The sequence below is a fragment of the Nitratiruptor sp. YY08-10 genome, assembly GCF_016629565.1.
GTDB lineage: Bacteria > Campylobacterota > Campylobacteria > Campylobacterales > Nitratiruptoraceae > Nitratiruptor.
Genome location: NZ_AP023057.1, coordinates 254389 through 272665, shown reverse-complemented (window position 1 = coordinate 272665; position 18277 = coordinate 254389). Strand labels below are relative to the sequence as shown.

Annotated in this window: 18 protein-coding genes; 3 read left to right on the top strand and 15 right to left on the bottom strand. The window is 41.0% G+C overall.

The window, feature by feature from the left end:
- Position 1: 1 nt before the first annotated feature.
- The 11 genes from JG735_RS01560 to JG735_RS01510 form a co-directional block, all read right to left on the bottom strand.
- Positions 2-2485: an NADH-quinone oxidoreductase subunit G gene (locus tag JG735_RS01560; RefSeq protein WP_201335098.1), complete on the bottom strand. Its 2484-nt coding sequence runs from the start codon at positions 2483-2485 to the stop codon at positions 2-4.
- Complete coding sequence (locus JG735_RS01555; protein ID WP_201335097.1) at positions 2478-4754, bottom strand: NADH-quinone oxidoreductase subunit G; 2277 nt, start codon at positions 4752-4754, stop codon at positions 2478-2480. Before JG735_RS01555 ends, JG735_RS01560 begins: the two co-directional genes overlap by 8 nt.
- Before the next feature lie 9 nt (positions 4755-4763).
- On the bottom strand, positions 4764-6806 hold the full coding sequence (locus tag JG735_RS01550; protein WP_201335096.1) for an FAD-dependent oxidoreductase: 2043 nt from the start codon (positions 6804-6806) through the stop codon (positions 4764-4766).
- Positions 6807-6818: 12 nt separating this feature from the next.
- Positions 6819-7061: an NADH-ubiquinone oxidoreductase subunit E family protein gene (locus JG735_RS01545; protein WP_201335095.1), complete on the bottom strand. Its 243-nt coding sequence runs from the start codon at positions 7059-7061 to the stop codon at positions 6819-6821.
- A gap of 12 nt (positions 7062-7073) precedes the next feature.
- Positions 7074-8306, bottom strand: coding sequence for an NADH dehydrogenase (quinone) subunit D (nuoD, locus tag JG735_RS01540; protein WP_201335094.1), 1233 nt, complete (start codon positions 8304-8306; stop codon positions 7074-7076).
- Positions 8307-8315: 9 nt separating this feature from the next.
- The gene (locus JG735_RS01535) at positions 8316-9107 is read right to left on the bottom strand and encodes an NADH-quinone oxidoreductase subunit C (RefSeq protein ID WP_201335093.1); all 792 of its coding nucleotides are present in this window, start codon (positions 9105-9107) and stop codon (positions 8316-8318) included.
- Complete coding sequence (locus JG735_RS01530; RefSeq protein ID WP_201335092.1) at positions 9107-9616, bottom strand: NADH-quinone oxidoreductase subunit B family protein; 510 nt, start codon at positions 9614-9616, stop codon at positions 9107-9109. The genes JG735_RS01535 and JG735_RS01530 overlap by 1 nt, the downstream gene beginning before the upstream one ends.
- Positions 9598-9987 (bottom strand): NAD(P)H-quinone oxidoreductase subunit 3, encoded by a 390-nt coding sequence (locus JG735_RS01525; RefSeq protein ID WP_370583463.1) that lies wholly within the window; start codon positions 9985-9987, stop codon positions 9598-9600. Before JG735_RS01525 ends, JG735_RS01530 begins: the two co-directional genes overlap by 19 nt.
- Positions 9988-10123: 136 nt before the next feature.
- A complete protein-coding gene (locus JG735_RS01520) occupies positions 10124-11854 on the bottom strand; it encodes an ATP-binding protein (RefSeq protein ID WP_201335090.1) in 1731 nt (576 codons plus the stop codon).
- A 2-nt stretch (positions 11855-11856) separates the two neighbouring features.
- Positions 11857-12702: a deoxyribonuclease IV gene (nfo, locus tag JG735_RS01515; RefSeq protein WP_201335089.1), complete on the bottom strand. Its 846-nt coding sequence runs from the start codon at positions 12700-12702 to the stop codon at positions 11857-11859.
- Positions 12695-13171 (bottom strand): hypothetical protein, encoded by a 477-nt coding sequence (locus JG735_RS01510; protein WP_201335088.1) that lies wholly within the window; start codon positions 13169-13171, stop codon positions 12695-12697. Before JG735_RS01510 ends, nfo begins: the two co-directional genes overlap by 8 nt.
- A gap of 45 nt (positions 13172-13216) precedes the next feature.
- On the opposite strand from JG735_RS01510, the gene JG735_RS01505 reads away from it, so the two are divergent.
- A complete protein-coding gene (locus tag JG735_RS01505) occupies positions 13217-13525 on the top strand; it encodes a hypothetical protein (protein ID WP_201335087.1) in 309 nt (102 codons plus the stop codon).
- On the top strand, positions 13522-14772 hold the full coding sequence (gene tviB / locus JG735_RS01500; RefSeq protein WP_305080210.1) for a Vi polysaccharide biosynthesis UDP-N-acetylglucosamine C-6 dehydrogenase TviB: 1251 nt from the start codon (positions 13522-13524) through the stop codon (positions 14770-14772). The genes JG735_RS01505 and tviB overlap by 4 nt, the downstream gene beginning before the upstream one ends.
- Here the strand turns inward: tviB and JG735_RS01495 are convergent.
- The 3 genes from JG735_RS01495 to JG735_RS01485 are packed head-to-tail and all read right to left on the bottom strand — an operon-like array spanning position 14769 to position 16605.
- A complete protein-coding gene (locus JG735_RS01495; RefSeq protein WP_201335085.1) occupies positions 14769-15224 on the bottom strand; it encodes a Mut7-C RNAse domain-containing protein in 456 nt (151 codons plus the stop codon). The genes tviB and JG735_RS01495 overlap by 4 nt on opposite strands.
- The gene (locus JG735_RS01490) at positions 15203-15949 is read right to left on the bottom strand and encodes a metallophosphoesterase (RefSeq protein WP_201335084.1); all 747 of its coding nucleotides are present in this window, start codon (positions 15947-15949) and stop codon (positions 15203-15205) included. Before JG735_RS01490 ends, JG735_RS01495 begins: the two co-directional genes overlap by 22 nt.
- On the bottom strand, positions 15946-16605 hold the full coding sequence (locus JG735_RS01485) for a S24 family peptidase (protein ID WP_201335083.1): 660 nt from the start codon (positions 16603-16605) through the stop codon (positions 15946-15948). Before JG735_RS01485 ends, JG735_RS01490 begins: the two co-directional genes overlap by 4 nt.
- Positions 16606-16692: 87 nt before the next feature.
- Here JG735_RS01485 and JG735_RS01480 point away from each other — a divergent pair, with 87 nt between their 5' ends.
- Entirely contained in the window at positions 16693-17949 is a 1257-nt protein-coding gene (locus JG735_RS01480) for a DNA polymerase IV (RefSeq protein WP_201335082.1), read from the top strand.
- 28 nt (positions 17950-17977) lie between these two features.
- Here the strand turns inward: JG735_RS01480 and JG735_RS01475 are convergent, their stop codons facing one another.
- Positions 17978-18247 carry an RNA-binding protein gene (locus JG735_RS01475; protein WP_012081655.1) on the bottom strand — a complete coding sequence of 90 codons (270 nt, stop codon included), beginning with the start codon at positions 18245-18247 and terminating at the stop codon, positions 17978-17980.
- Between the last annotated feature and the right edge of the window lie 30 nt (positions 18248-18277).

The window sequence follows — 18277 nt, the reverse complement described above, 5'->3', positions numbered from 1 at the left end:
GTTACACCTTTTGAATTTGTACTTCGCTAAATCGATATCCCGCAAAAAGCGGTGATATATCAATATTTGTATCAAACGTGCCTATATAGGCTCCCGATCCAATTTTGTCATCAAGGGCAACTTCTACTGTAATATTAGTATCATCTTTTTGAAGGTTTACTTTATCACCCTCTTCAAGGCCCAATTCATTCAAAAATGTTTCACTTGCATACAATTTGCCATTTTCTGTTAGCTGATGCGCTTTGTTGGTGAACGGGCTAAACTGCAAAACCGGCTCACATCGATAGACCACTGTACCGTTGAATTCCGGCAGCTCAGCTATCGGCTCAACGTTCTTTCTTGACAAATTCACTCTTTGTGGCTCGATCACGTACCCTCGCCGCTCGCTTCCATCATTTAAAAACTCGTTTGGCAGATCATCGAACGCTATTGGTTGATACCCCTTCTCTTGTGGAAGCTCTTTTGTAAATTCTATTGTATACTCTTTATCACTCACTCCGAGAGCTCTTGCAATATCGTTTAGTACATAGCCCTCATATGGCAATGCTACGTTTGTCGGTACTACCCGTCTATCGATATTGGTAAAAGTCCCCTCTTGTTGGTTGAGAGCTGGCATATCCAAATCGCCATCACCCAAAGCGCTCAGTGTAAAGTCCCCTTTCGTGTTGTAGCCTATACTGTACGCACCATCCTCATCATCCAGGTCACAAATGAGTGCTACGCCCAGACTGTTTGTCTTTGGTGGTATGATCATCACCTCGAACTCTGTAAATCGATCGATCAACCCAGCCAGTCTCGCTATATTCTCCGCTCTTGGATGTGCGTACAAATCCTCTCCAAGTATGAGTGTGAATTTTTCAGCTTTTGATAGCACTTTACTCAATTTTTCCATCAACTCTTCAGGAGCATCAAGCATGTCATAAAGTTTGCTCACCTGATACTCAACCTCTTTTTTGACCTTTTTGGGTACCTCTTTTTCTACTTTTTTCTGAACTTTTTTCTCTTTGCCCGTTTTTTCATCAACGATCGTCTCTTCAACAATCTCGACAACTTTTTCCTTAATCGTCTCCTCAATCTCTTTGGTTTTTGTAACCATCAACGAATCAAGATACTCTTTCACATATTTTGGTAATTTCTCTTTATCACCAAATTCTTGCAATATAAGATAGAGTGCAGCCTCTTCTTTTAACGGTTTGTGATAAACAGGCACAACTGTTTTTCCAAGAGACTCTATGACCGGATCTTTTATAGGATGAAAATAGATTCCTCCGCCTTTATTCATTTTTACAGCATTGTTAAACGCAAACCGTACTCTCGGATTGTCACTTTTCAATGCTGTCCCTATAGAAACTACAAATTGACTATTATGGATTGTTTTCACATCGGCTGTTGGTAATGATTTTCCGCTGTATTGACTGAAATTTTCTAAAAACTGCTTATACTGTTTGGCATCCTCATTGATGAGTTTATAGTCAAATTTTTCTTTGAGCTTCTGGAGAATATATGCCTCTTCATTGGTAATATAGGAAGTAAATCGAATCGTATCCGCTTTTTTGAACGCTTCTAAAGCGTTTTCAAAAGCCTTTTCATCCTTTTTGGCCTTGTTTTCAAAATCAAATCCAAATCGTCCTGCTCCGCATAGCGGCTGATAATGAAACTCATTTGTGACGCGGTAGATTTTTGGTTCAGGGTTTTCGATAGAGGTGTGTTTCGTTTCATAGTACATGTGGCAGGTAGCACTACAATGTGCACAGGCCGCTGGAATTTTTGTAAGTTCCCAAGAGTTAGTCGTATAGTGATAATCTTCGCTCACCAGTGCTCCAACCGGACAGACACTGATACATTCACCACACCATGTACAATCAAGCTGATCTCCTGTAACCGCTCCGATAATCGATTTTTGCAGTTTGTTCCACATAGCATAGGCGTCTTTTGGCATCTCATCTTTCCACTCTTTGCCAAGCTTGTCTCCGCCCCGTGGAACGGTTTTTAGCGCCGCATCGCCTATCATATCCTTACAAACAGTCACACAACGCTCACACACGATACAGAGTGACGAGTCATAATGGATAAAATTCCATTTTTTGACTGGCCTATAGGTGTCTCGAATGGCATAGTGCTGCTCATCCACTTTCATCTCTAATGTATAGTTTTGCAACTCGCATTCGCCACTTTGATCACATACGCCGCACTCCAATGGGTGGTTCACATCATAGACTTCCATGATGGCACGGCGCTCTTTAAGAATATTTTCCGTGACGGTAACGATATTCATACCATCTTTGGCTTTGGCATTACACGCATAGACCTGCTTACCATCTGCTTCTACAAGGCAAAGCCTACATGCCAGCGTCGGAGAGCAACCTGTTAGGTAACAGATGGCAGGAATAAAAATACCGTTGGCTCTGGCTACATTGAGAACGTACTCGCCTGCTACCGTTTCACACTCTTTTCCATCAATCGTAATCTTAATCTTTTCACTCATGATCCGCTCTCTTTGTGATTTTTACTCGTTCATATCTGTAGGATGACTGCATATCAAAATACTCTATCCCCATATCACTCACTCCTAATAGGGCAACTGTACCCTTTAATTTAGGATCGATACGAAATGTTTTTGCTATTGCACCAAATTTTGTTTGAATAATAACTTGATCTCCATCGCTCAGTTTGGCAGCTATGGAAAACTGCTGCGATCCTATCAGCTCACAGGACCAATTCAACTGATGCGCTTTGTTGGTGAACGGGCTAAACTGCAAAACCGGCTCACATCGATAGACCACTGTACCGTTGAATTCCGGCAGCTCAGCTATCGGCTCAACGTTCTTTCTTGACAAATTCACTCTTTGTGGCTCGATCACGTACCCTCGCCGCTCGCTTCCATCATTTAAAAACTCGTTTGGCAGATCATCGAACGCTATTGGTTGATACCCCTTCTCTTGTGGAAGCTCTTTTGTAAATTCTATTGTATACTCTTTATCACTCACTCCGAGAGCTCTTGCAATATCGTTTAGTACATAGCCCTCATATGGCAATGCTACGTTTGTCGGTACTACCCGTCTATCGATATTGGTAAAAGTCCCCTCTTGTTGGTTGAGAGCTGGCATATCCAAATCGCCATCACCCAAAGCGCTCAGTGTAAAGTCCCCTTTCGTGTTGTAGCCTATACTGTACGCACCATCCTCATCATCCAGGTCACAAATGAGTGCTACGCCCAGACTGTTTGTCTTTGGTGGTATGATCATCACCTCGAACTCTGTAAATCGATCGATCAACCCAGCCAGTCTCGCTATATTCTCCGCTCTTGGATGTGCGTACAAATCCTCTCCAAGTATGAGTGTAAACCTATCTTCTTTCAGTCTTTTTTTGCGGTTCAGTTTTGCTAAGATATCTTCGATCTCCTCTTCCCCCACACTTGATTCCGCACTGAGGTAACCCATATCGAGTTCATCAAACCATTTTTGATCAATTTTGGATTTTGCCTCTTCACTAAGGAGCGCATCAAGCAGCATTCCCATAACCGCTTCTTCACTTCCAACTTCATATTTGACAAATTTGGTAACGATTGGTTTTAAAAGATCGTCTTCCACCGGATGCATATTGATGATTTGTGCGTTTCTTTGTTTATGTGCCACGGTAAATGCATAACGCACAGCAGGATTGTCTGAAGAGGCAAAACTTCCCAAAAGTACAATAAAATCACTTATTTCAACTCTTCTTAAATCTGCACTATAAAGGCTTTTTCCGCTATATGCTGCATAGTTTTGCAAAAATTTTTGATAGTTTCTTGCCTCTTCATTGATGAGTTTATAGCCAAATTTTTCTTTGAGCTTCTGAAGAATATATGCCTCTTCATTGGTAATATAGGAAGTAAATCGAATCGTATCCGCTTTTTTGAACGCTTCTAAAGCGTTTTCAAAAGCTTTTTCATCCTTTTTGGCTCTATTTTCAAAATCGAATCCAAATCGTCCTGCCCCACACAGTGTTTCAAATTCAAACTCATTTTTCACACGGTAAATCTTTGGCTCGAGATTTTCGATTGAAGAGTGTTTTACCTCATAATACAGATGACATGCTGCACTACAGTGTGCGCAAGCCGCTGGGATCCTTTGAAGTTCCCATGCATTGGAGGTATATTTGAAATCACTGCTTATAAGTGCGCCTACCGGACAGACTGCAATACACTCTCCACAGAATGTACAATCAAGCGTTTCGGCATTTTTAGGAACAATTTTTGATTTATATCCGCCATATTCGATCTCGATAGCATCATCACCAATCACTTCATTGCATACATGCACACATTTTTCACATAAAATACATAGACTCGGATCATACTGGATGTAGTTCCATTTTTGGATTGGTCGATATTGATCCTTTGCAGTAAACTCTTGCGTATCGACTCCGAACTCCAAGGTCTTGTTTTGAAGATCACACTCGCCACTCTTATCACATACGCCACACTCTAGTGGATGGTTCACATCATAAAGGCGCATGATGTTTTGTCGATGTTTATAAAGCTCTTCAGAGTTTGTTCGCACTTTAATATCTGGTACAACTGGAGTTTGACAACTGAGAACAAACCCCTCAACTCCTTCGACCTCTACAACGCAGAGTCTGCATGATTCGATAGGCTTTACTTTTGTCAAATAGCACATTGTAGGAATATAGATCCCCTCTCGTCGTGCTACTTGTAAAATAGTTTCACCCTTTTGGGCGGTAACTGTTCTTCCATCTATTGTAAACTTAACCATGCTCTACCTTTACACCGCTACCATAGCGATATAGTAACATCGCATACACCGCTCTGCCTCTGCAATCGCCTGCTCTTGGGTAAAACCAAGATTCACTTCAAGTTGAGTGGATTTTCGCTCCTCAACTGTCAGTTTTTCGCTCACCTGTCTTGGAAGTCCGGGAAGCCAACCTGTAATCTTTTCTTTTTTGTCATATACTTTCAATGCTCTCAAATGATCTTCCATGATCTCTTCATCCGTAAGAGTCACTTCACCTGTTTGAACATAACGACTGATGACACTAGCTGCGCGTTTAGCCTGTCCTACTGCATTGACGATAGTCATCGGACCATATTCGCAGTCTCCTGCTGCAAAAACGCCTTTTTTTGAACTCATATAGGTTTTACCATCCGTTTTGATGGTACCCCAGCTTGTCAGCTCTATCTCCCACTCTTCAGGCAGATGAGAGAGATCTGCACTTTGGCTCACAGCAGGTACCAAATAATCACATTCAATTGTAAAATCTGCACCCTCTATCTTTTTAAGTTGTGGTCGACCACCGTTTGGATCGGGAATAAGTTCAAATCGGTTGACTTTCAATGCTTTCAAGTTGTCGTTTTCATCGGTAATAATCTCTTCAACAGCAGAATAGAAAATAAACTCCACACCCTCTTCCACAGCTTCATGGTACTCTTCATAGGTGGTATTTCGAATGATAGTTGCTTCATCCCGACGATAGAGCATAATCACTTTTTTTGCATTGGCCCGTACGGCACATCGAACCACGTCCATGGAGGTAAACCCCCCACCAACACATACCAGCGTCTTTCCTGTCAAATCCACATAATCTGTGTTGAGATGCTGTTTTTCTTGAATCTCTTTTGGTACAGGAATCCCATATTTGACATAAAGGTTGATACAATCAAGGAAATTGATGGCTGGCCAATACCCTTTGATCTCATCTCGCTCATTCTTTGCGCGAACTTTTTTGGAAATTCTTGTTCCTGTCGCTATCAAAATAGCGTCATACTCTTTTTCAAATTTTCTCATATCATCTGCCGTAACCCGCTTACCGGTGATAAAGCGAACCCCTTCGAGCGATGCGACCGCTTCTATGTCTTTATTGTATTTTTCTACCGGCATTCGATACTGTGGAACACCTACAGCTACTTCTCCACCAAGTACCGGCAACTCTTCATACACATCACATGCCACTCCTTCAAGAGCCAGATAATAGGCTCCCGCTAGTCCAGCAGGACCGGCTCCTATGATGGCAACTTTTTTACCATTGAGCGGTTTTTGTTTTTTAGGATGGAGCCAAAAAAGGCCATGTTCATCCTCAAAATCAGCTCCGATTCGCTTCAATTCCATAATGGAGATCGGCTCATCCAGGTTCGCCCTTCTACACTCATCTTCACACGGGTGCGGGCAGACTCGACCACAAGTATGTGCAAGTGGCATCGTTTTTCGTGTTGCCATTAAACTGTCGTCATATCGTAGATCCCGAACTCCCTCAATATACGCTGGAATATCCACGTGACTCGGGCAGGCATCCATGCATGGAGCCGTTACTTTTGCTATGTAGCTGATTTCAGGATTGTTATAGTATTTGGAAGGTTTTTTATTTTGAATCAACTCATCGATTTCATCGGAAAAATGCTCCAATATATCAAGAAGCGGCTTTGGAACGGTACGACCTATCTCACATTTGCTGGTTTCCATCATCGTTTTGGAAACCTCTTTGAGATGATCTACGTCACTCTTCTCGCCTTCTCCTCTGGCAATCTTGTCAAATAGATCGTATAAAATCCGTCCCCCCCATCTTCCTGGAGCGCATCTTCCGCACGCTTCTGAGTAGACTTGGTACTGTTTGGCGTATTCTGTCGCAAGTTTGACCACATCTACATCTTCGCTCATGAGCGCAATACCGGCCCATCCGATAAAGGCTTTTGAATCAATATCGGTATTGTACTGGACTGGAAAGTTGAAAGCAGACTCTACCCATTCTTCTTTCGGTTTTCCCCGATTGTCGATAAGCTCATCTTTCCACGTCGAAAAATATACTTTACTCACAGGAACATCCCCCTATTTCTTTCGTACAACGATTGTCCAGTCCACTTCATTGAACTTGAGTGAGTTTAATAGTTCATATCCGGCCTCTTTGATAACATCGGCACTCTTTTGTACCGCTTCAAAATTCTCTTTGCCGTTAACGACTACCTCAAACAAAAAGATGGCTACTTCGCCACTTTTGACCTCTTTATCCAAAAGCTCCAACATTCTGTCATAAAAATTTTCATGCAAATGTCTTAGATCATATCGTACCATTGTCCCCTCTTTTTATCTGTCGATCTCACCAAAAACGATATTGGTTGAACCAATAATCGTTACAACGTCTGCGAGATAGTGTCCCGGCAATAGATCTTGCAAAATACCCGTATGCCAAAAGCTTGGTGCTCTGATTTTGAGCCTATATGGATATGGCTCTCCTTCGCTTCGAATGAAAAATCCAAGCTCGCCTTTTGGCGATTCTGTTGGAACGTACACTTCTCCAACTGGTGGTCGCATTCCTTGCGTCACCAAAACAAAGTGCTGCATCAAAGAGTAGTTTTGTGTCATGATATCCTCTTTGTGCGCACTGATATATTCAGGAGCATGAGCCATAAGTTGTGGCTCTGTCTCTTTGTACATTGGAATAAGCTGTCTAATAATTCGAATAGATTGTCTCATCTCTTCCATATAAAGAAGGTAACGGCCATAACTGTCACACCGGTCACTTACCGGAATATCAAAATCGACCTCATCATAAAGCTCATACGGCTCCTCTTTTCGGATGTCATACTCAATGCCGCTGCCTCGTAGCATAATTCCACTACATGCCCACTGCTTAGCCATTTCTGGTGGAACGACACCTACATTTTCAAGACGCATTCTCCAGATTCTATTTTCTGTCAAAAGCCCCTCATAGAGCTTGATCTGATCTGGCAAGTTGTTCAAATAGACATTGAGTCTATCGAGCCACCCCTCTGGAATATCTAACGGCACACCGCCGATTCGGACAGAGCTGTGTGTCAATCTTGCTCCACAGTAATCTTCGATCAAATCCATTGCATACTCACGCTCTCTGAAACAGTATAAAAAGACACTCATAGCGCCAACATCCAGAGCGTGTGTCGCCAGCCAGAAAAGGTGGGAAATGATTCGGTTAAGTTCAAGCAAAATCATACGAATCACTTTTGCCCGTCTAGGTACCTTGTCTTCGATGCCAAGGAGTCGCTCAACCGCCAAAGCAAAAGCGTAGTTGTTGGATGTGGCAGCGATATAGTCCATTCGGTCCGTTGTAGGCAAAAATTCATTATAGATCATATTTTCGCCCATCTTCTCCATTCCACGGTGTAGATACCCGATATCAGGAACCGCCTTTGTAATCTGTTCCCCATCCATTTCAAGGATGAGTCGAAGCTGACCGTGAGCAGATGGATGCTGTGGACCGAAGTTGATCACCATCTTGTTATCGTCACGATCAAAAACAAGGTTTTCAAAATATGGCTCTAATCTGTTTCTTTGTTGCATTGCTGGCCCTTATCTCGTTTTATCTACGATTTTTGCTTTTTTGAGATCAAATGTCTCTACCAAAGGTGCATCTTCGTTGAAACTCTCTATACGTTCTGGCTCACTGTTTGGATCGGCACATCTTGGCACCTCGTGATAAATGCGCGCAAAATTACATGTATCGGTAGTACTCACATATGCTGGGTCTCTCTGCTCTGGACCGATAACATCTCGATACTCTTTTCCAAAAATCTTATCCACTTCATACCATTGAGCCGCTTCATCTCCGTGGAGCGGATATGTTTTTCGAAGCGGGTATCCTACCCAATCTTCAGGCATCAAAATTCGTTTGAGATATGGATGGTTGTTGACTTTGATTCCAAACATATCATACATCTCTCGTTCACTCCAGTCCGCACTTCGAAAAAGAGGTTCCACGCTCTCGATTGCTTCATTCTCTTTGATACGGCATTTGACGCGAACTCTCTTTCTTTTGCTCATTGCAAGCAGTTGGTAAAAGATCTCAAACTCTCCATCTTTTGCCAAATAATCAATAGCACTCATCTCGCTCAAGATATCATACCCACACTCTTCTTTGAGATGTTTGAGTGTTGATACGTTGTCTTTTGCATTGATGATGATGACCATCTGGCCTCTCTCGATGTAGGCATCTTTAACATCGATTTGTTTTTTGAGGCTTTCCAAGTCCGCTTGAAATACCTCATCTTCTACCGGCTCATGCGGAACTCTTGGAGCCACCCAGAATCGGTCGGTATAGTATGATTTTTTTTGAACATTGTCTTTTGGTCTGTATGGTCTCATCACACCAGCCTTTTTGGTTTTTGTTTTTGAAAGATAGATCGTTTACGAAGTTTTTTCTGCAAAAGCATTACAGCATACTGCAGTGTCTCTGGACGTGGTGCACATCCGGGAAGGTAGATGTCTACAGGGATCACTCTGTCCACACCCTGAACCGTTGCGTATGTATTAAACATTCCACCGGTATTGGCACAACTTCCCATGGAGATAACCCATTTTGGCTCCGCCATCTGATCATAGAGTCTTCTGATAAATTCGGCATGTTTTTTTGTAAGCGTCCCAGCAACGATCATCACATCTGATTGGCGCGGACTTGCACGAAAGATCACACCAAATCGGTCAAAATCGTATCGGCTCGCACCACTCGCCATCATCTCGATAGCACAGCATGCCAATCCATAGGTAAGTACCCAAAGTGAGTTTGTTCGTCCCCAGTTGACCAGTTTGTCCACTGTTGTCAATGCAACTGGCAATCCCGCATTTGCTGCGTAATTTACTTGATGCTGTGCCATTCCAATGCTCCTTTCTTCCAAGCGTAAATAAAACCGATTGCAAGTAGCAAGATAAATAGAATCATCTCTGCAAAACCGAACCATCCAAGAACTTTAAAATCCACTGCCCAAGGAAACATAAAAATAATCTCAACATCAAAAAGGATAAAGAGTAATGCTATTAGGTAAAACTGTGCAGAAATCCTGTTTGGCTGCTTATCCGGCTCAGGACCACACTCATAAATAGCCACTTTGAGCTTTTCCGTATCGAGTCTTGCAAGATAACGACTGACAAATCTGGCTGCCGTCGTGGTAGCAATGAAAGCGACTGCGGTAATTACAAACAACAAAAACGCACCAAAATAGGGATGCGCCACATTCATATGACTCATCATCGATTCTCCTTAATTTTTTGGCAATTTCGCCCAGACTATCTACTTGCAAGTGTAACAAAAAAGGTTTTAAAAGAGTTTAACCTCTATTTTCAAAAAGAAAAGTTCATTCGCTCTGTTTCCGAATGTTACAAGGCTATTTTAAAAACCCCAGAGATTTCTCATCTCCAAAGGCACTTACCTTCTCTTTTTCAATCTCTTCCACAAAATCTTTCAAAGTAAAAACGGGATTCTCCTTGACAGCTACTTTATAGGCCGTATTTTTGATGACGATATTGATCTGACCGCCTGTCAATTCATAAGAGGCCAGTTTTTCGATATCGAATCCCTCTTCAAATTCGGCATTTTTGGGAAGCATCATCTCCCAAAGACGGACTCTTTCTTTGAAATTTGGTTTTTTAAATTCTATTTTATAGTTGAATCGTCTAGAAAAAGCCGGATCGATCGTTTCAAGAAGATTGGTCGTAGCAATGAGTACTCCCTCAAAATTTTCGATCTGCTCCAAAAAGATATTTTGCATCTGGTTGTGCATCTTATCTGCACTGCTTCCGGGTCCTTGCGTTCTCGCACTCAGAAACTGATCCGCTTCATTGAGCAAAAGGACCGGCTCCGTTTTTGCCTTGGAGCTCAACTCTTTATAGGTATCAAAAATTTTCCTTACATTTTTCTCACTCTCACCTACATACATGGACAATATTTTTGAGCAGTCAAAACTGAGTACCTGTTTCTTAAGAGACTTTGCCAACGAAAGGGCTGTCAGCGTTTTTCCGGTTCCTGGAGGTCCGTAAAAAATGATTCTGGCATCGATCCCTTTTCGTTTTGGTTTGATTCCCCATTTTTTGAGTCTTTCTGCTACACGCTTATCCATTTGATTTAAAAGACTATCGAGCGTTTTTCTTGTTTGAGGATGCAGCACCACGTCATCCAGGGTCGTTTTTGGCTCAATCAGTTCAAAAATGTCTTGATCTTTGATCAAATTTTGAAGTTTTATCTTTTTGTTTCGCTTCTTGTCTGGATGAATGATGCGCTGCATCACATCTTCAACGATGAAAAAGCTCCGTGAAAGACCACCAAAAGGAGTCAAAATCTCGTCATAATCAATGAGTCCCGATGAAACAAGCTTGGAGCTCTCCTCCAAAAGCGTTCTATTTTCAATTCTTTCGTACTCGTTGAAACTGATCAGATCAATGAGTGCATTCATCTCCCGAAGTCCCCCTTCGGTTCCTGCATACTCCTCCTTCAAAAGAGCCAAAAAGATAATCCGCTCTTTTGGTGAAAGATCATACTCTTTGAAAAGCTCCTCTACAACGATTTCGTTTTTGGTAACCTGCAATCGCTCCTGTATTCTTGTCTCCAAAAGATTGATCTTATTTTTCAAACGGTTGATTGTCGGCGCATCAGTACTATAATTTTGTCGTGCCTGCACAATCTTTTGATAGAGCTCTATACGAAAAAATTGATCTTGAAAATAGTCCAAATGATCGTTGTAAGGCTTAATGTCAGGCAAAGCAAGCTCTACGTTTCCCTCTTCAAGCAGTCTCAAAAACGGCACACTCAATGCCACATCGGTATGTAATAGCTCCAGTTTCGTATAGTCGTTGCTTTTGAGCGCCCCAAAACCACCCTGTACAAGCCAGCCAAGATCGAACAGTTTCTTGATGAGATCGAGTTTTTCTAAATAGAGATAGCTATCTTCTCCATACAGTTCGCTCAAAAGATCATACACATTGACTTCATCAATGCCGCTGATATATTTTTTGGTTAAAAGCTGTAAAATTTTCGCCTCTTCTGCACTGCATTTGAGATGAGGAAAGATCTTACTCTTTTCAACCTTTTTTGTTTCAATGAAATCACGCAACAGTTCCATTCTCACTCCACAAATGAATAGAGAAGTTCAATCTCTTTATCCCATATAGTATCATCAATAGTTTCCAAAATCAAAGGAATATCATCAAGTCTTGGATCGTTCATGATAAAACGAAAAACGTCCAATCCTATCTCCCCTTTGCCAAGCGAATGATGCCTATCCACACGAGAAGCAAATTTGGCTTTGGAATCATTGATATGCATCCCTTTGAGATACTCAAATCCTACAATTTCATCAAAGGCTTGCATCGTTTTATCATACGCCTCTTTTGTTCTGATATCGTATCCAGCCGCAAACATATGCGCTGTATCCAAACAAACCCCAACTCTGGATTTGTCAATCGATTTATCAATCAAATAGCGCAAGTGTTCAAATTTGTAACCAAGATTGCTCCCCTGTCCGGCTGTATTTTCTATAACCAGTGTCACTCCGCTGCTTTGGCGAAGCGTCTCGTTCATCGCATCGGCAATCCTATCCAGACACTCCTCTTCACTGATCTTTTTCAGATGGCTTCCTGGATGAAAGTTGAGTTTATCCAATCCCAGCTGTTCACACCGATGAACTTCATCCAAGAAAGCTTCCAAACTTTTTTGTCGTTTCTCATCTTCCGGATGGCCAAGGTTAATCAAATAGCTATCATGAGGCAAGATATGCTTTTTCTCAATACCACAACACTCCAGATGCTCATCAAACTTTTCGATGTTTTCTTGTGTAAGAGATTTTGCTTTCCATTGACGTTGATTTTTTGTAAAAAGTGCAAAAGCTTTTGCTCCGATATTTTGTGCATTTTTTGGTGCATTTTCCACACCTCCGCTTGCACTTACATGTGCTCCAACAAATTTAGCCATTGAGTTTCCTTATTTTGATCAAATTTTTGTTTTTTCTGTCTTTAAAATAGATCTCGTTCAAATTGAAGCGGTAGATTATATCAAAGTTTTTCCCCATAACTTCCTGTTCAAAACCTCTTTGTGTTTTTCGCAGATTCTCTCCATGAAATAGGGGTTTTCCTATCAAAATATGATAAAGAAGTCTGTCAGGATATATTGGAAGCAAAAAGCGCTTATTGAAACTTTTATACGATAGACAGCCTTTCGTTTCGATACAGACATTTTTCCCCAACTTCATTGCCAAAATCGGAGTCCCTGCACTATATATAGAGAGCTCTATTGTAGAACCACTATATTTTAAAAAGCCCGTCCCAACAAATTTTATATTTTGCGTTTTCCAAACAACTGCAACAGCCTCACTTTTTTGTATCTGTTTCACAGCACATCCGCTCATAAAAAAAAGCATCATAATAATCAAAAGTTTTTTCATACGACCTCTATGATATAATCCATAATTAAAAGAGATGGAGCGACCTTGAACAATCTTGAATTTTTCTTCTATCTTTTCGTTTATGGAGCCATTTTAACATATCTTATACTCGGTTTTATTATCAGTTTCGAATCGATGCTGGCTCTGTATGGTGTTAAAAGCGCCATTCGCTGGATTCGGGAGTGGCATTCGCCTCAAACCTACAAAACGATGCTTATTATTTTCTTACCAATGCTGCAACTAGCCTATCTTTTTTTGGAGATTATTCCCCATCTCATTGGTCTCAATAAGCAGATCAAATCCTTTGATTTGGATAGAATCTACATAAGTGTCTTTCCAAAGGAATGTTCATGACCCTTTGCATCATCGGCCTCGGCTACGTAGGCTTACCATTAGCCGTAGAGTTTGGCAAAAAGTATGAGACAATCGGATTTGATATCAACGCCAAAAGAATCGAAGAGCTCAAACAAGGAATCGATAGAACACTGGAAGTGAGTGAAAAAGAACTCAAAGAAGCAAAAAATCTCTTCTTCACAACTTCTATCGAAGATATCAAAAAAGCAAATATCTATATCGTTACCGTCCCAACACCTATCGATACACACAAAAATCCAGACCTCACTCCTCTTGTCATGGCTTCAAGAACTGTTGGAAGAGTTCTTAAAAAAGGTGATATCGTTATCTATGAAAGCACCGTCTTTCCAGGATGTACCGAAGAGGTATGCGTTCCAGAACTAGAGCGCGAAAGCGGATTGAAATTTAATAAAGACTTCTTCTGTGGCTATTCCCCTGAACGCATCAATCCAGGAGATAAGGAGCATCGTCTACCAAATATCAAAAAAGTGACTTCTGGCAGCACTCCTGAAATTGCAAAAAAAGTGGATGCACTCTATAAAAGCATCATCACAGCTGGCACTCATCTAGCACCCAGCATTAAAGTAGCAGAGGCTGCAAAAGTGATAGAAAATGCCCAAAGAGATATCAATATCGCTTTTGTCAATGAACTGGCACTCATCTTTGATAAACTGGGCATCGATACACTCGATGTGTTAGAAGCAGCTGGAACCAAATGGAATTTCTTGCCATTTAGGCCAGGGCTTGTTGGAGGACACTGTATTGGAGTAGATCCATACTATTTGGCCTATAAAGCAAAAGAGGTGGGATACCATCCACAAATCATCTTGGCTGGCCGAAGAACCAATGATGAGATGGGTGTCTTTGTAGCCAATAAGGTGGTGAAACTGCTTATCCATAAAGGGCATAAAGTCAAAGGAAGCAAAGCACTAGTACTTGGTATCACTTTTAAAGAGAACTGTCCGGATATCAGAAATAGTAGAGTTATTGATGTAATACAAGAACTCCAAGATTTTGGAATAAATGTAAATGTATATGATCCATGGGCGGATAAAGAGGAAGTACAAAGAGAGTATGGCATCAAGCTTTTGGAAAAAAGTCCAGAGTTTAACAACTATGATGCTATCATTTTAGCTGTGGCGCATGATCAGTTTAAGCAGCTTGATTTTTCAAAGAGGCCTGAAGAAAGTGTGGTCTATGATATTAAAGGGGTGCTTCCAAAAGAAGTGGTAGATAAAAGGCTTTAGCCACATACCTGCTCTATGAACCTTTTCATCTTTTCAAAATGGCTTCCATGCCAGTAGATCCGTCCACATGTTGGACAGATCCAAAAATCTGTATAGTATTTTTTCACTTTTGGAGGCAGTCTATCAAGAATTTTCTCTTTTTCGATAGGCTCTAAAGGCGTGTTATCCACAAGGCATCTGCTAAAAGGTTTGCACGCAAGATCAGGGCATCGTCGCAAAACCTCTTTTACCTGCATATCCAGCTCTTTAGCATTTATCAAAAGGCAGCGTTTTGAATCTCTTTTGCAAAGTCTTTTGTCTTTTGAGAGAATAAGGCGATTTTGCTCTTTGGCAATATGAAGCAGCTCATTATCTTCAATTGTATTAAAATAGAGGGTATCAAACCCAAGAAGTCTTAGATATTTGGCAAGTTTTGCCAAATGCACATCGGCTACAAATCCCCGACAATCCATGCTTTTCCTTTTTTTGCATACGCTTTTGCATCCACCGATACAAAACGGTAGCTCTCTATCAATACCTCATCCTTTTGTTCAAAAACAATTGCAGTAAGTCTATTTCCATACACGGCTCCCGTATCGATCCCAAAGCTGAAACGATCTACTCTTGGAGTCAAAAAGGGCTGATGCCCATAGACGATATATCCAAACCGGCCATCATACAAACTGCTCCACCAAAAATGTTTTTTGGGATCACTTCTTTCAAGTACAACAAAATTCCCTTTTTCATCAAGATATCGAACCCGCATCACTTTGGCAGCCTCTTTTTTATCAAGCGCATACAGATTGGTTGAGGGAAGTACGCCTGCATGAATGATGGTAAGCCTCTTTTTTTGGATAAAAAGAGGAAATGATTGTAAAAACAAAAAATCCTCTTGTTCCATCGAACGATACACTTCGAGCTCTTTTTGCGACAGATGCATAGGATTTGGCTTTGATGTGGTTATGCGTTCCATTTCATGGTGATGGTATCGTAACAATTTATCCTCATGATTACCACGCACACATTGGATATTTTCTTTTCTTACGTAACGAAGTGTCTCTAAAGAGTATGGTCCTTTATTGATAAGATCACCAACACAATACTCTTCATCACCTTTGCTGATACGAAGCTTTTCTCTTAGCTTTTTTAGCTCATCCAAACAACCATGGATATCCCCATAGATAATGAGCCGCCTCATACAATCCGCTCCACACTGCCGATTACTTTTCCGATCACCTGCACCTCATCACTCTGTACCACTTCCACAGGATAACTTGTATTGTCCGAAATCATCTCCAACTTTCCATCAAGTCTGAGGCGAACCCGTTTTACAAAAAGGCCCATAGAGGTAGAAAGGAGAAAAATACCCCCTTTTTTTACGTCCAGCTCACTTCTATCCACAAACAAAATACTCCCATCTTTGAGTGTCGGCTCCATAGAATCACCAAGAAGATGGATCGCTTCAATATGTTTTAAAGCTCCTCTGCCTCCAAGCATCTGCACAATCTCTTCATCGATATAGAGTTTTTGTGCAACAAGTTCATAATTGAACGCCCCTCCTCCAGCACTTGCATTCACCTCTTTAAAGTAATGCACATACGCAAACTTCTGAGTGCTTTCTTGTAAAGATTCTGGATCTTGGTTATACAAAAGCCAGTTGATACTGATCTTTCTTTTGGCACAAAAATCCAAAATTTCTGGTAACGGGAGCTTTTTTCTTTTTTTGAGCATACTGAAATGCTCTGGTGTGATACCAAGTGCAGCCGCTACATCCTTATCGTACACTCTTTTGCCATCGATCTCTTTTGATAAGACATCTTTGATCCGTTCGATCACCTCTTCCACTTGTAACATAGCTACCTCAATTAACAATTTGTTAATTATTTTAACATCATTTTAAATAATTGTTAATATTTAACCAGATCAGATATAGGAGGTATCATGAAAATCCATATCGATATCGATGCCTTTTTCATCTCGGCTGAAAGAGTGAAAAATCCTTCTCTTCGCGATATTCCAGCTGCTGTAGGAGGAAGAGGTGATCCTTTTATATTCGATCCTCGTTATCAACATAAAATGGATCTTTTGCAAAAACATCAAGGCGCTTTTGTTCCATCGATCTTTTACGATGCTGATATGGAATTTGATGAGTATTTCAAAGAGGGAGAAAAAATTCGAGGCATCATCATAACATCAAGTTACGAAGCAAGAAGATATGGCGTAAAAACCGGAATAAGTGTTAAAGAGGCATTGCAACTCTGTCCGCATCTCAAAGTCGTTCCACCAAATCATCTTTATTACCACAAACTCTCAAATGCTCTGCACAATCTTTTGCAAAAAGAGATACCTGTTGTTGAGCAGTTCAGTATCGACGAATTTTTTGGTGATTTGGATGGCTATATTGATGATGAATATACCGAAACCTTCATCCGGCACTTGCAGATTCTCATCAAAGATAAACTTGGACTTCCAGTATCCATAGGCGCGGCAAAAAGCAAATGGACAGCAAAACTTGCCACAAGCTATGCAAAACCAAACGGAGTCAGAGTGGTTTGGAATGTTGATGATTTTATCAAAAATATTCCTGTTGAAAAATTCCCAGGTATCGGTAGAGGCTATCTCAAAAGGCTACGGCGATACGGCATTCAAACCCTTGGTGAAACAAAGAATATCAAAGATATCTTTTATAGCTGGAAACTTCCTGGTATAACTCTTTATAAAAGAATCTGGGGAGAAGACAATGAACCCCTTTATCCAAAACGTCCAAGAAAATCAGTAGGTATTTCAAGAACCATCGATCCTATTAGCGATAGAAAAGAGGTGCAAAGAAGGGTCATTGTATTGGCCAGGCACTTAAGCGACTCAGTCGCCAAAGAGCATCTCAATCCAACACAATTTGTTTTATCCATCAAATATGATACGGGATATAAAAGTAAGGCACATTGTATTCATGAGTCCTCTTTCAGTGAAGCCAAATGCAAGCAGATTGCACTCGAACTCTTCCACAAAGCAGATATCTATCCAACAGCATCGGTTGTACGAATCGCACTTCGATGCCTACGATTCAAAACGTATGGATACTATGAGCTCTTCAATTGGGAAAAAGAAAAAAAATTTACAAAACTTTTGCAACAAAGCCAAAAGGTGCGTCAAAAGTATGGAATGGATTTGATCAAATGGGGAGTTGAATTGATGTAGTGGCGGCAAAGCCGCCTTTTGGAGAATATTAGTTAAATTCTCTTCGAGGTCGTTGCTCTCGCGGTCGTGCCTCATTTACTTTTAGTGATCGTCCACCAAACTCACTGCCATCAAGTGCTTCGATTGCAGAATCTGCACTGCTATCATCCATCTCAACAAAACCAAACCCTCTTGGTCTACCTGTTTCTCTATCGTTGATAAGTTTGACAGAAGTCACTTCACCATACTGAGCGAAAAGCTCTCTAACGTCCTCTTCATTTGAAGAATAAGGGAGATTCCCTACATAAATCTGCTTCATCGAATGTTCCTTTGAAAATAATGCATCCCG

Coding starts and splice junctions, on each gene's coding strand:
- JG735_RS01560 (WP_201335098.1), bottom strand. CDS start 2,485: ATGAGTGAAAAGATTAAGATTACGATTGATGGAAAAGAGTGTGAAACG.
- JG735_RS01555 (WP_201335097.1), bottom strand. CDS start 4,754: ATGGTTAAGTTTACAATAGATGGAAGAACAGTTACCGCCCAAAAGGGT.
- JG735_RS01545 (WP_201335095.1), bottom strand. CDS start 7,061: ATGGTACGATATGATCTAAGACATTTGCATGAAAATTTTTATGACAGA.
- nuoD (WP_201335094.1), bottom strand. CDS start 8,306: ATGCAACAAAGAAACAGATTAGAGCCATATTTTGAAAACCTTGTTTTT.
- JG735_RS01535 (WP_201335093.1), bottom strand. CDS start 9,107: ATGAGACCATACAGACCAAAAGACAATGTTCAAAAAAAATCATACTAT.
- JG735_RS01530 (WP_201335092.1), bottom strand. CDS start 9,616: ATGGCACAGCATCAAGTAAATTACGCAGCAAATGCGGGATTGCCAGTT.
- JG735_RS01525 (WP_370583463.1), bottom strand. CDS start 9,987: ATGAGTCATATGAATGTGGCGCATCCCTATTTTGGTGCGTTTTTGTTG.
- JG735_RS01520 (WP_201335090.1), bottom strand. CDS start 11,854: ATGGAACTGTTGCGTGATTTCATTGAAACAAAAAAGGTTGAAAAGAGT.
- nfo (WP_201335089.1), bottom strand. CDS start 12,702: ATGGCTAAATTTGTTGGAGCACATGTAAGTGCAAGCGGAGGTGTGGAA.
- JG735_RS01510 (WP_201335088.1), bottom strand. CDS start 13,171: ATGAAAAAACTTTTGATTATTATGATGCTTTTTTTTATGAGCGGATGT.
- tviB (WP_305080210.1), top strand. CDS start 13,522: ATGACCCTTTGCATCATCGGCCTCGGCTACGTAGGCTTACCATTAGCC.
- JG735_RS01495 (WP_201335085.1), bottom strand. CDS start 15,224: ATGGATTGTCGGGGATTTGTAGCCGATGTGCATTTGGCAAAACTTGCC.
- JG735_RS01490 (WP_201335084.1), bottom strand. CDS start 15,949: ATGAGGCGGCTCATTATCTATGGGGATATCCATGGTTGTTTGGATGAG.
- JG735_RS01485 (WP_201335083.1), bottom strand. CDS start 16,605: ATGTTACAAGTGGAAGAGGTGATCGAACGGATCAAAGATGTCTTATCA.
- JG735_RS01480 (WP_201335082.1), top strand. CDS start 16,693: ATGAAAATCCATATCGATATCGATGCCTTTTTCATCTCGGCTGAAAGA.
- JG735_RS01475 (WP_012081655.1), bottom strand. CDS start 18,247: ATGAAGCAGATTTATGTAGGGAATCTCCCTTATTCTTCAAATGAAGAG.